Source organism: Phytobacter sp. RSE-02 (genome assembly GCF_040578655.1).
GTDB classification, from domain to species: Bacteria; Pseudomonadota; Gammaproteobacteria; order Enterobacterales; family Enterobacteriaceae; genus Phytobacter; species Phytobacter diazotrophicus.
The window spans coordinates 683,338-695,987 of record NZ_JBEULY010000001.1 but is presented as its reverse complement, the minus strand read 5'-3'; the positions used below and the strand labels follow the sequence as shown (position 1 = coordinate 695,987).

Genomic DNA, 12,650 nt, shown 5'->3' with positions numbered 1-12,650 from the left:
CTCACTGAGTAGCAAGCCAGCGCAGCAGTCGCTGCGAAAACGCATCCAGGCTTTCCAGTAGCTCCTCACCCGAAACCGCAGGCTGCGGGCGTGTAATAACAATGCAGGGGATCCCCGCGTCCAGACACGGCTGAACTTTTTCCTGATAGCCGCCTTCCGCACCGGAGGCTTTGGTGATCATCACGTCAGCGCGGCATTGTCGGTAGAAGGCGGCGTTGAACTCTGCGCTAAACGGCCCGCACATGGCGTAGATCTCGCCAACACCAAAACCGTTCTCGGCGCACTGCGCCATCACATCGGCAACCGGCAGCACCCGTGCCAGCAGGGTCTTCTCCCCAAGCCCCGCACGCCAGAGCGCCAGGTCTTTACTGCCAGTGGTCAACAACACGCGCTGCCCGAGTCCGCGCGCGACTTTACAGGCTTCATCAATCGAGGCGACCTTGTACAACAGGGGATGTTCCAGCTCCGGCAGTTGTTCCGGGCGCTGGTAACGGCTTAACAGCACTTGTGCCTGCCGACAGGCCCCGGCAATGTTCTGGCTGACCACCTCGGCATAAGGGTGTGACGCATCCACCACCCAGCGGGTCTGGTTATCGGTAAGCCAGCGCAGCATGGCGTCAGGATCCATCCGCCCACTGCGCACCTCGCCACGAATATCGCCCGCCAGATGCTGTCCGGTGGGGGTTGCCACCGACAGGGTGTAGCGCACCCCGGCGGCGTCGAGCTGCTGGCAAATGGCCCGCGCATCGCTGGTCCCGCCGATCACCAGTACGTCGCCTGGCCTCACAGCTCGTAGCCTCGCGGTGTAATCATCAAGCCATCCGCTACGTAGGTGGCCTTGTTGCCGACAATCACCAGGCTGGTCATGTCGACCGGTTCAAAGTCCATCTCGCCGAGGGTGGTTAGCCACTTCTCTTCTTTTTTACGTCCGGCGGATTTCACAATCCCCACCGGGGTTTGCGGGCTTTTGCTGGCCGCCAGCAGTTCAAATGCGCGCGCAAGATGCCCTTCGCGGCCTCGGCTACGTGGGTTGTAGAAGCAGATAACAAAGTCAGCTTCCCCGGCGGCGACAATCCGTTTTTCAATGACCGGCCACGGGGTCAGTAAGTCGCTCAGGCTGATATGGCAGAAGTCATGCATCAGCGGTGCGCCGAGTAACGCCGCCGCGGCAATACTGGCGGTCATTCCGGGGATCAGACGCACTTCCACGTCCAGTTTCTGTTTACTGACCAGCTCAAGAACCAGCCCCGCCATGCCGTAAATCCCGGCATCACCGCTGCTGATAAGCGCCACGTTATGCCCGGCCTGCGCCAGTTCAATCGCCGCCTGGCAACGCTCAATCTCTTTGCACATGCCGGTTTTGATCACCTGCTTGTCGCCCGTGAACGCTTTCACCAGATGGGTGTAGGTCTTGTACCCCACCACGATTTCCGCAGCCTGCAAGGCTTCGATCGCCTCCATGGTCATCATTGCCTGTGAGCCAGGGCCAATCCCGATAACGGTTAACATCAGTGTGAAACTCCCAAAGTAATAGTGACGCCCTGCTCACGCAGAGTCTCGCCAACCAGTTGCCCACGACTCATCAGCCAGGCTGCGGGTCCGGATACGCTTCCCACGCCAGTGGTCTGACGCACAAAGTCAGAGGCAGGGAAACGATGTTCATGCTGACGCAGGGCATCAGCGGTAAAAATTTCAAACGGCACACGCAGGCTTTCTGCCAGTTGCGTGAGCGCTTTCTCATGCTCTTTCAATGTGATGCTTCCTATCGCGCGCAGTGCCAGCGGGTCGAAAGCGTTTACCTGCAACTGTTGCTTAAGCAGCCCTGACACCACCGCAAACGGGGTATCGCGACGACAACCAATGCCTGCCACCACACGGCGGGGAACCAGTTTGTAGACCGGCACCGGGAGTTCGGGCAGTGCAGCGTGCACGGTCACACAGATCAGCGCCGTCAGCCCGGGCAGATCATCAAGAGATGTCACCGGAATAAACCCGCGCGTGTCGCAGCGTTCGACTTCTTCGCGCAAGGCGTCTTCACACCACAGGCCAATACGTTCGCCGCTGACCAGCCAGTGGTTGATTGTCTTTACTGCTGCACGCAGATCCTCCATGCGCGCATCCAGTTGACAGGCCAGCGTATCGAGCGCTGCCAGTTCGTTAACATCCGTTGCCGTGGTGATCACCGGGTCTGCGCCCAGCACGCCCGCAAGATAGCGGGCCAGCGCATTTGCCCCACCAAAATGGCCAGAAAGCAGGCTGATGACGTGCTGTCCGCGCTCATCGATAACAATCACCGCCGGGTCGCTGAATTTGTCATTCACCAACGGGGCCAGCACGCGTACGGCAATCCCCGTCGCGCCGATAAACACCAGAGCCGAGTGTTGGGTGAAAGCATCACGCAACGCCGGGGCAAAGCCGCCGTCGAAAGGTACAAACCCCTCTTCCAGCAATTTCTCACTGGTGTAGCAGGTCATGGGCAGCGCCAGTTTCAGCCGGTTCGCCAGGGCAACACCACCCGGCGTCAGGCAGAACAGCGCAATGGATTCAGGCTTTACGGTATTCATGGCTAAAGTCCGCCGCATAAAGACGTGAGTAGTGGTACTCCTCGCCAAGAAATGCGCCAACGAGGATCAGTGCGGTTTTACGAATACCGGCATCGCGCACCTTGTCAGCAATGTCCGCAAGGGTCCCGCGCACCGTCTGGCTTTCCGGCCAGGTGGCTTTATAAATGACTGCCACGGGCGTGGTTGCCGGATAGCCACCTTCAATCAGACGCTCAGCAACGCGATTGATGCGTTGTACGGAGAGATAAATCGCCATTGAGGTCTGGTGGCTGGCAAAGGATTCCAGTTGTTCCAGTGGCGGGACCGGGGTACGTCCTTCGAGGCGAGTGATGATCAAACTCTGCGACACTTCTGGCACGGTGTATTCCACCCCCAGCTCTGCCGCCGCCCCGAGGAAAGCACTCACGCCGGGAACGACCTTCCACTGAATACCACGCTCAGTCAGCACTTCTCCTTGTTCACGCACGGAGCCATAAAGGGAGACATCACCGGTTTGCAGGCGCACCACCACTTTGCCCGCTTTCACACCGGCTTCCATCAGGTCGATGATCTGCTCCAGGTGCAGTTCGGCGCTGTCGTGGCACTCGGCGCCCGGCGGGCAGTATTCGAGCAGTTCGGTATTAATGAGCGAGCCCGCGTAAATAACGACCTGTGCCTGCTGCAACAGGCGGTATCCTTTCAGGGTGATAAGCTCGCGGTCACCGGGGCCAGCACCGACAAACCAGACGGTTTGCGTATCAAATTGTTCAGCCATGAGACTCTTCCTTCTCGCAGGAAATCATAAAAACAGGATTATTCGGTTTGAAGTAGTGGCCGCTGCCCAGCGCATGAAGAAGCGAAACCTGAATTTGCTGGCAGTCCAGCGCGGCGACCTGGCAGGTAGCGAGGTGGCTCAGCGCGCTGCTAAGGTTCTCCTGCAAAATAAAGGTCATCACCAGGCGGCCACCGGGGAGCAATTGGGCCAAAGACCAGTCAATCAGTTGGGTCAGGTTGCCACCGCTGCCGCCCATAAAGACCGCGTCAGCGGGCTGTTCGACAAATAACGGCGCCACGCCCGGGACAATGGTGATATTGCGACAGCCAAAGTGCTGGCAGTTCTCTTCCAGCAGCCCCAGCGCCGAAGGATTGCGCTCAATGGCGGTCACCTGCAACTGCGGGTGGCAGACGGCAGCCTCAATCGAGACGCTGCCTGTGCCTGCGCCGATATCAATAAAATGGCGGGCAGCGGATAAGTTCAGCCGCGAAAGCGCCAGCGCGCGGACCACTTCTTTGGTCATCGGGACACTTTCACCGCGCAAAAACAGTTCATCTTTCATTGAGGATCACCACGACATTCATCTCATACTGCGCCTGGACATCACGGGCGGGCAGCCAGTGAATGCGTTCGTTGTCCATCGCCAGATTTTCGCCAATCACCAGCCAGCGCTCTCCCGCACCGCGCGCCACCAGGGCGGAGGCAATTTCCCGCGGGCCACAGCGGGCATCGGTCACCATCGCGGTTTTAGGGGAACGGGCCAGGGCGTCAAAATCCACATCGCGCCCGTGGGAGCTGGTCAGCCAGATATCATTCATATCGATGCCGGTCTTCGCGCACAGATACTGCACAGCGCTGATGCCCGGAATAATGCGCACCTGTTCAATGCCGAACTCGGCCACCAGACGTTTGCCAATGCCGTAAAAAAGCGGATCACCGGATGCCAGCACCACGACGCGCTGATGCATCCGCTGCGCAATCCAGCGTATTAATCCGGGGATGTCGGCATCCAGCGCACGGCGTTCGCCGGCAAAATCAGGGAACTGCTCAAGATGGCGTTTACCGCCGACCAGGACATCCGCCTGCGCGACGGCATCCAGCGCCATGGGGGTCATTAAGGCCTGTGAGGCAGGCCCCATGCCTGCGACGGTCAACATTGCAAATCCTCCACAATGTCCTGGAACGGGCGGTTCGTGCCGAGGATGTGGTTATCAAACGAAAACATAATGGCGTCGCACTGGGGGGGATTTTTAGTAAAGCGCAGGTTCTGCATGACGCGCTGGCAGATACGCTGCGCCAGATGGTTGTACAGATGGCCGAATCCCGCCGCGTCGATGTACTCCATCGCCGCTTCGGTGGTGTCACACTCGCTGACTTTTTGCAGCAACTCATGGGGTGCGCTAAGCAGCGCCAGATGCGCCACCAGCGTTTCCATGCGCGCATCGGCGATATGGCTGTGGGTGTGGAAAATCCCGGCGGCAATTTTTACCAGCTTGCCCGGATGGCCAATCAACACAATTTGCCGGTAACCGAGGCGAACGGCCTCTTCAATCATGTAACCCACGAAGTTGCTCATGGTGACCACGATGTCGCTGGAAAGCCCCATTTGCTCGCGGACAAAGCGCTCCCCGTGATTGCCTGGCACCAGTACAACCCGCTCCAGCCCCGCTTCGCGTTTGATTTCCAGCTCCAGAGAAAGCGAGCGTTTCCAGCTCTCTTCGGACATCGGCGTGACGATACCCGTGGTGCCAATAATCGAGATACCGCCAAGGATGCCCAGCCGGCTGTTGTAGGTTTTTTGCGCCCGCTCTTCCCCTTCGGGCGCGAAAATTTCCACTTCGGCGCCACGCGAAGGACCGATCACTTCGCGTACAGCGGCTTCGATGGTCTGGCGCGGTGTGCGGTTAATGGCGGCGCTGCCAACCGGCAGGCCAATCCCTTTGCGGGTCACGGTGCCTACGCCTTCGCCGCCGGACAGCACAATCTCGCCGCCATCATTCAGCGTGACACGCGCAAAAATCAGCATGCCGTGGGTGGCATCTACATCATCGCCGCCGTCTTTACGGATAGCGGCAATCCCTTGATGGCCTTCAATATGCGGCGATTCAACGTTAAGACGCAGCGTGACGCCAGAGGGCGTGACAATCGACACCTGATGGATAATGTGCTGGCGCAGGACCATCAGCGCAGCGACTTTTGCCGCCGCCGTTGCGCAGGAACCGGTGGTATAGCCTTTGCGTAGCGCTTTGCCGTTGTGCCACACCGGGGCGTCGAATGTCTCTTCGCTCATTACGCCTCCCGCATGAAATATAAAAAGGCGTTAACGATCGCCGCCGCCACATTGCTGCCGCCTTTACGCCCCAGCGCGGCAATGCCCGGCAGCCCGCTTTCCACCAGCGCATCTTTCGATTCTGCCGCACCGACAAACCCGACCGGGACGCCAACCACGCCACGCACCTGAGCGTTTTGCTCCAGTAAGCGGAACAGCGCGGTGGGGGCATTACCGAAGACGAAGATTTTTTCTCCCTCTTCGCTGAGCGCCAGATCCACCGCCGCCATCGAGCGGGTGATCCCCGCCTCTTTTGCTTTACGCACCACGCGCGGGTCGCTGATGTAGCACTTCACCTCGCCGCCAAATTTTGCCAGCAAAGTTTTGTTTATCCCGGAAAGGGCCATGGTGGTGTCGGTATAAAGCGTACAGCCGCTGCGAATCGCGCTGCCGAGGCTTTCAAGGGCATCCGGGGAAAACCACAGAATGTCGAGCCAGTCGAAATCGGCGGTGGTGTGGATCACTCGTTTGATGATGGCTTCGTGCAGAGGGCTGGCAAAACGGTAATCAGGCCGCGTTTCGCGAATGATATCGCCAATAATGACAAAACTTTTGTCTTCAATGGCCTGGGGTTGCTGCAAATAATCCATTGTTTTCATCAGATTGCTGCTCCTGCGAGCGTAACATGCGTAAGCGCAAATACGGCCAGTGCCAGGGTGGAGGCTACCCACATCAGGCGTATGGTTTGCGTAATATCGTCAATGGTGATGGCGCGAGTCTCATCGCCAATCCAGGGTTTTTCGACGCGCTGGCCGAAGTAGTCATTTGGGCCGCCAAGCTGCACGCCAAGCGCCCCCGCAACGGTGCCTTCCGGCCAGGCGCAGTTGGGGCTGCTGTGATTGCGGCGATCGCGCCAGCCGATACGCAATGCCCGTGCCGCATTCAGGCGGCAAAACCAGGCGGCAACGCTCAGCAGTAGCCAGCTCAGGCGGGCCGGAATAAAGTTAGCCACGTCATCCAGACGCGCGCTCACCATGCCAATAGCACGATATTTTTCGTGTTTGTAGCCCACCATCGAATCGAGGGTATTTACCGCTTTGTAGGCCATCGCCAGCGGCGCGCCGCCCAGCAATAAAAAGAACAGCGGGGCAATAACGCCATCCACCGTATTTTCTGCCACGGTTTCCACGACCGCGCGGGTGATCTGCGGTGGCTGTAGCTGCGAGGTGTCGCGCCCGACTATCCAGGAGAGTTTCTCCCGGCTTTGGGCAAGAGTGCCGTGGCGCAAGGCGTGTTCTACTTCCCGTGCCGCATCTGCCAGGCAACGCGCCGCCAGCAGTGTGTAGATCATCCACACCTCCACACACCAACCGAGCCATGGATGGATGGCTTGCGCGCAGGCCATCACGCCGTATGCCACACTCCAGGTCACACCCACGACCACCAGCCACATCACCCCGCCACCAATACGCAAGGCGGTATCGGAATGGCAGACCCGGCGAACGGCACGCTGTGTCAGCGTAATCAGTGCGCCGATCCAGCGGACCGGATGCGGCCAGTGCGGAGGGTCACCCAGCCAGCGGTCAAGAAGCCATGCGACAAACCAGGCAAGGATCGTCATAACGCGCTCCTTGCGGCGGCGATCCAACGGCTCAACATGGTCGGGCGTTGAGCAAAATGGATGTGCAGATAGCTGGCGTAGGTGTTGCCCACCTGCCAGCCGCCCTGCCACTGGGACAACATCCTGCCATCGCGGGTTTTCCGGCACTGCATGACCGCATCCTGCTCAGGGGTAAAATCGGAGTAGTGGAATTCATGGCCGCGCAGCGTCTCGCCAGCATCGGCAAGCAGCATGGGCTGGCTGGCGGTGGCTTCACAATAGCCAAAGCGGGTCAGGCGTTTTCCCATCTCGCTGTGACCGGGTATCACCCCCACCATAGAATGAATGTCACCTGCGGCATCGCGAAGCGTAGAGCCGAGATACATCAGGCCGCCGCACTCGGCGTAAATCGCCACACCACGCCGGTGCGCCGAACGGATAGCGTCAAGCATGGACCTGTTAGCAGAAAGGGCGCGGGCGTAGAGTTCCGGGTATCCGCCGCCGAGCCAGAGCATCTGGCATTCGGGCAATGTCGCGTCGTGCAGCGGGCTAAAGCGCACAATCTTCACACCCGCATTGCGAAGCAGTTCTATGTTATCGGGGTAATAAAAGTTGAATGCCTCGTCATCGGCCAGCGCGAGCGTTATCCCCTCCCCTTCGTCACGCGCCGGTAAAGCGGGCCATTGCCCCTCGGGTAATGACGGGAGCGTGCTCAGGGAAAGCAGCTTATCGATATCCAGCGTTTGCGCGATGCGCCCGGCAAAATCACGCCAGGATTGGGAATCAATGACAGATTCACGTGCGGTGACCAGCCCCAGATGCCGCTCCGGCAATGCCACTCCGGCCGTCACAGGCACATAGCCCAGCGCAGGAATGCCGCAATAGTGCTCGATAGCGTGTTTGAGTAACTGGTAATGGCTGTCGCTGTTGACGCGGTTAACAATAACACCCGCAATAGTGAGCGCCGGGTCGAAATGTTGAAAACCCATCACCGTGGCGGCGATAGAGGTCGATACCGCTTTTCCGTCGACCAGTAAGATGACCGGTACGCCAAGCTGTTTTGCCAGTGCGGCGCTGCTGCAATAATCAGGGTCAGTGCCATAGCCATCATAAAGGCCCATGACGCCTTCAATCACGGCGATATCGGCGACTTGTATTTGCTGGTTAAACAAAGCGTTCAGCGTCGGGGCTGGCAACATAAAGCTGTCAAGATTGCGGGATTCCACGCCCGTTACGGCGGTATGCCAGGCGGTATCGAGATAGTCCGGGCCGACTTTAAATGGCTGTACCCGCATACCGCGCTGCTGTAAAACGCGCAGCAGGCCGAGGGTGACGGTGGTTTTACCACAGCCACTTCCGGTACCGGCAAGGATAAAGGCGCGACGCCCGTCAGACATACCTTAAAGCCCCGTTCAGGGTGGAAAGGCTGTGTCAGGCTGTGCGTAGTCCCAGTCAATGACTGTACGCGTCTGAGCAACCGACTTCCCACCGAAGTTGTTGAGAGTAACCATCAGGCCGGTCTTCTGGCTTAGCGTCGTCCTCGCCCGTCCTTCCCAATCTTGCGATCAGTGGTGATTACGGGGTCGTCAGCATCACAGCAGCGGGGGCTGCGGGGGATTCTCACCCCCTTCCCAGCCGCGATAATTTGCGGCAAACCTGTTGGCTTCATTGTTCGTTTCACTCATACAGCATATTGCTGAAAAAGTGATTTTGCTCCTGACTGCAATCTATCGCATCAGGGAAATAAAAACTGGTTCAGTTTATCCCTGCATCGGCAATAATTTGTTGCGCTATAACAATTTATTGTCCGGCCTTTTCTCTAATCGCTTATTTTGACGGTCTTTCAGGCAATTTTATTGGTTTTAGGAATAACAAAAAATTGTTATCGGAAATTTAATCACCGTCATAGTTTGCATTATTCTGCAGGCGGAAAACTTGTGGCGTCACCTGATATGTCTGGCGAAATACTTTGCAAAAATAACTTGTTTGAGAAAATCCTAAATTGCGCGCGATGCTGGCGATACTCCAGTCACTGTGACACAACATTTCTTTTGCACTGGCCATACGCTGGCGATTGACCCAGGCATTAAAGCCAATTCCCTGATATTTTTTGAACAGCTTACTGAAATAGTACGGGCTAAGATAAACATGCGCCGCCACGTCTTCCAGGCGCAACTCATCAGAGAGATGGGCATCAATATAGCGCAACGCCTTCTTCATCTTACTGTCATGCGGCCCTTGATTTCGACTCGTTCGCCCCGCCTCCTGAGCCTGTTGCTGATCTTTGATGACAACGAAATTGAGCTGTTTTTTAAGGCAATTTTCGACTATCAGCTTAAGCAGGTCGGCTGATGCAATGACCCGCGAGTAATCCATCTCTGGCACGTTCAGAAACTCATCCATCAGTTTCTGATCCGCCTGCCAGCGATCGTCAATATTAAGGATATTAATGAGTTCAACACTATCGCCTTCGCGCAAACGTACCTGCCCGCACAGTACAAACCCGACCAGGTGCCCGGCAATGACCAAAGGAATAGAAAAGTCGGTAAGTCCGGCATGGCAACGGTAGATGCAGGGCTGGTTGGATTTAGAGGCTTCGAAGCCGCCACAACGATCGCTCATACGACACCGCGCGCTGTGTTGCGGGTTCTGACGCATCAGCTGACAAAATTGGGTGAAGTTGAAAAGCTCGGAAATTTCTTCGCCGTGGATATTAACGACAACAACGGCCAGACCGGTGGCTTGTGCAAAATCCTGGGCGATTTTATTAATGAGTTCGGAGTTTAGTGCACTCGCAGAAATCATGATAAAACCTCTCAGTTAATTTTAATTTATTGTTATAAAAAAACCTATATTGTTTACACATCATTCATATTAAATGGCAACCAATAACACTGAATGACCATAGGCTGAATTCAAGATAACAAAAGTCTCCCATCCCTGGGAGACGATTTCGTGCGTTCGTGAAAGCAGATCACGAAATAAATAATTGCCGGACAGTAATTTCAAGACGCTATTTCGAGGAGGCGTCAGCTTTTGCTCTCTTCCAGCTTACAGGCATTGCAAGGGAGGTTTTTACCAATCAAATAACGGTAGCAGGCTGCCCCTCCGCAAGCCCCAATAATGGGGGCAATAATCGGTACGAGGAAATACGGAATATCGCGGCCCCCCGTAAACGCAATGTTTCCCCACCCCGCGAAGAAAGTGAACAATTTCGGGCCAAAATCACGCGCCGGGTTCATCGCAAATCCTGTTAATGGCCCGGTAGCCGCACCAATCACCGCCACAAGCACACCAATCAACAGCGGTGCTAAAGGACCACGTGGCACACCATTGCCGTCATCGGTCAGCGCCATAATCATACACATCAAGATTGAGGTAATGATAATTTCAACCAGGGCCGCTTCCCAGATACTCAGCGCGGCAGCCGGATAAGTGCTGAATAACGATGCCAGTTGCAGGCTTTCCACACTGCCTTTAACGATATGATGAGCGGTTTCATATTCAATGAACACGCTGTGATAGAGCAAATAGGCGACCGCGGCCCCACCGAATGCCCCCGCAACTTGCGCCACAATGTATGGCACCACCTTACGTGCAGGGAAGCAGGCAAACAGCCACAAGGCGATGGTAATCGCTGGGTTCAGGTGCGCACCGGACACTGCGGCGGTCAGATACACGGCCAGTGAAATGCCCAGCCCCCAGATAATGCAAATCTCCCATAGCCCCAGCGTAGCCCCGGCAACTTTCATGGCGCACAGACAGCCGATTCCGAAGAACAAGAACAGCCCTGTGCCTAAAAACTCGGCAATGCATTGTGCCTTAAGTGAATCATTCATTTGTGTCACCTTCCAGGTAGAGTCACGATCTCACCAGCACGCCTGAAGCTGGCAGCAGAGTACAACGCCGCTCACTATAGGAATGCGATATTGAAAAGTGTTGGCAACCTCAGGGTAAAAACGCCAAAAAAATCGCCTCTCAATAACAATATTTTGCCATTCAGACTAAATGAATATGGGGCTGAGCCCTATTTCACTCACAATTATTCGTCTTATTGAAATAACAAATTATTGTTATTTTCCGTGTGTCGTTTTACAGCATTGCTCACAGAATGATTTCGCCCGCGCAAATATCACATCGCTTTTATAAAGTCATTATCAAAAATGTAAATGTGAAATTGACATAGCAATATTTTGCCATGCCAACGCCAATAAAATTTTATTAAAAATCATACATATAATAATTATCAAGGCAATTATTTCACTTAATTTAACCAGGAAGTTCTGAATGTAATTTAAAGACAGCCATTCTTTTTCCTCGCTTATTTGTATAGTCCAAAAATCGGGACAACCTTATCGAGGTCTTTATGCAACAAGAAGCATTAGGAATGGTGGAAACCAAAGGCTTAACGGCCGCAATTGAAGCCGCAGATGCAATGGTGAAATCCGCCAATGTCATGTTAGTGGGCTACGAGAAAATAGGTTCTGGCCTGGTGACAGTCATTGTTCGCGGCGATGTTGGCGCCGTGAAAGCAGCAACGGATGCAGGTGCTGCCGCAGCCGCTCAGGTGGGTGAAGTGAAAGCCGTACACGTCATCCCGCGTCCGCACACTGATGTTGAAAAAATCTTACCTAAGGGAATTAGCCAATGAGTAGCAATGACCTGGTGGAACAGATCATGGCTCAGGTGATCGCCAAAGTGTCTTCACCGACACCCGCGACCTCCCCCACTGTAACCCATCCCAAACGAGAGACGGCTATGGCAGAAAAAAGCTGCAGTTTAACGGAATTTGTTGGTACGGCGATTGGCGACACCGTTGGTCTGGTGATCGCGAACGTCGATAGCGCATTGCTTGATGCAATGAAGCTGGAAAAGCGCTACCGCTCAATCGGCATACTAGGCGCACGTACTGGCGCAGGTCCTCACATCATGGCGGCAGATGAAGCCGTCAAAGCAACCAACACCGAAGTGATCAGCATCGAATTACCGCGTGATACCAAAGGCGGTGCGGGCCACGGCTCACTGATCCTGTTCGGCGGTAATGATGTCTCCGACGTCAAACGCGCCATCGAGGTTGCGCTGAAAGAACTCGACCGTACCTTCGGTGACGTTTATGCCAACGAAGCTGGCCACATCGAAATGCAATACACCGCTCGCGCCAGTTACGCGCTGGAAAAAGCGTTCGGTGCGCCGGTTGGCCGTGCCTGCGGCGTGATTGTTGGCGCTCCAGCCTCCGTCGGCGTGTTAATGGCCGATACGGCACTGAAATCTGCCAATGTGGAAGTGGTGGCGTATAGCTCCCCGGCAAAAGGCACCAGCTACAGCAACGAAGCCATATTGGTCATCTCCGGCGACTCCGGCGCTGTACGTCAGGCCGTCATTTCTGCCCGTGAAATCGGTAAAACCGTACTGGGCACAATGGGCTCTGAGCCGAAAAACGACCGCCCGTCCTATATCTGATAA

14 protein-coding genes and 1 riboswitch are annotated in these 12,650 nt (G+C 55.7%); of the genes, 2 read left to right on the top strand and 12 right to left on the bottom strand.

All coding sequences use genetic code 11. The features are described from left to right. Position 1: 1 nt before the first annotated feature. The 12 genes from ABU190_RS03085 to pduF form a co-directional block, all read right to left on the bottom strand. A complete protein-coding gene (locus ABU190_RS03085; RefSeq protein ID WP_354690354.1) occupies positions 2–787 on the bottom strand; it encodes a cobalt-precorrin-6A reductase in 786 nt (261 codons plus the stop codon). Continuing rightward, positions 784–1,509 (bottom strand): precorrin-3B C(17)-methyltransferase, encoded by a 726-nt coding sequence (locus tag ABU190_RS03080; RefSeq protein WP_041851894.1) that lies wholly within the window; start codon positions 1,507–1,509, stop codon positions 784–786. Before ABU190_RS03080 ends, ABU190_RS03085 begins: the two co-directional genes overlap by 4 nt. Further along, a complete protein-coding gene (gene cbiG, locus ABU190_RS03075) occupies positions 1,509–2,564 on the bottom strand; it encodes a cobalt-precorrin 5A hydrolase (RefSeq protein ID WP_354690353.1) in 1,056 nt (351 codons plus the stop codon). The genes ABU190_RS03080 and cbiG overlap by 1 nt, the downstream gene beginning before the upstream one ends. Next, positions 2,545–3,318, bottom strand: coding sequence for a cobalt-precorrin-4 methyltransferase (locus tag ABU190_RS03070; RefSeq protein WP_107224085.1), 774 nt, complete (start codon positions 3,316–3,318; stop codon positions 2,545–2,547). Before ABU190_RS03070 ends, cbiG begins: the two co-directional genes overlap by 20 nt. Next, entirely contained in the window at positions 3,311–3,880 is a 570-nt protein-coding gene (locus tag ABU190_RS03065; RefSeq protein ID WP_354690352.1) for a decarboxylating cobalt-precorrin-6B (C(15))-methyltransferase, read from the bottom strand. Before ABU190_RS03065 ends, ABU190_RS03070 begins: the two co-directional genes overlap by 8 nt. After that, positions 3,870–4,475, bottom strand: coding sequence for a cobalt-precorrin-7 (C(5))-methyltransferase (locus tag ABU190_RS03060; RefSeq protein WP_354690351.1), 606 nt, complete (start codon positions 4,473–4,475; stop codon positions 3,870–3,872). The genes ABU190_RS03065 and ABU190_RS03060 overlap by 11 nt, the downstream gene beginning before the upstream one ends. Then, positions 4,469–5,608 carry a cobalt-precorrin-5B (C(1))-methyltransferase CbiD gene (cbiD, locus tag ABU190_RS03055; RefSeq protein WP_354690350.1) on the bottom strand — a complete coding sequence of 380 codons (1,140 nt, stop codon included), beginning with the start codon at positions 5,606–5,608 and terminating at the stop codon, positions 4,469–4,471. Before cbiD ends, ABU190_RS03060 begins: the two co-directional genes overlap by 7 nt. Next, positions 5,608–6,237: a cobalt-precorrin-8 methylmutase gene (locus ABU190_RS03050; protein ID WP_041852043.1), complete on the bottom strand. Its 630-nt coding sequence runs from the start codon at positions 6,235–6,237 to the stop codon at positions 5,608–5,610. The genes cbiD and ABU190_RS03050 overlap by 1 nt, the downstream gene beginning before the upstream one ends. A gap of 8 nt (positions 6,238–6,245) precedes the next feature. Continuing rightward, entirely contained in the window at positions 6,246–7,208 is a 963-nt protein-coding gene (gene cbiB / locus ABU190_RS03045) for an adenosylcobinamide-phosphate synthase CbiB (protein WP_354690349.1), read from the bottom strand. After that, positions 7,205–8,584, bottom strand: coding sequence for a cobyrinate a,c-diamide synthase (locus tag ABU190_RS03040; protein WP_354690348.1), 1,380 nt, complete (start codon positions 8,582–8,584; stop codon positions 7,205–7,207). Before ABU190_RS03040 ends, cbiB begins: the two co-directional genes overlap by 4 nt. Before the next feature lie 99 nt (positions 8,585–8,683). Next, positions 8,684–8,861: riboswitch (cobalamin riboswitch) on the bottom strand. 219 nt (positions 8,862–9,080) lie between these two features. Then, positions 9,081–9,992 carry a regulatory protein PocR gene (gene pocR / locus ABU190_RS03035; RefSeq protein WP_271850628.1) on the bottom strand — a complete coding sequence of 304 codons (912 nt, stop codon included), beginning with the start codon at positions 9,990–9,992 and terminating at the stop codon, positions 9,081–9,083. Positions 9,993–10,216: 224 nt separating this feature from the next. Next, positions 10,217–11,026, bottom strand: a complete 810-nt coding sequence (gene pduF, locus ABU190_RS03030; protein WP_354690347.1) for a propanediol diffusion facilitator PduF — start codon at positions 11,024–11,026, stop codon at positions 10,217–10,219. Between the two features lie 527 nt (positions 11,027–11,553). On the opposite strand from pduF, the gene pduA reads away from it, so the two are divergent. Then, entirely contained in the window at positions 11,554–11,838 is a 285-nt protein-coding gene (pduA, locus tag ABU190_RS03025) for a propanediol utilization microcompartment protein PduA (protein ID WP_041851904.1), read from the top strand. After that, positions 11,835–12,647: a propanediol utilization microcompartment protein PduB gene (gene pduB / locus ABU190_RS03020; protein ID WP_071196325.1), complete on the top strand. Its 813-nt coding sequence runs from the start codon at positions 11,835–11,837 to the stop codon at positions 12,645–12,647. Before pduA ends, pduB begins: the two co-directional genes overlap by 4 nt. Positions 12,648–12,650: the final 3 nt, after the last annotated feature.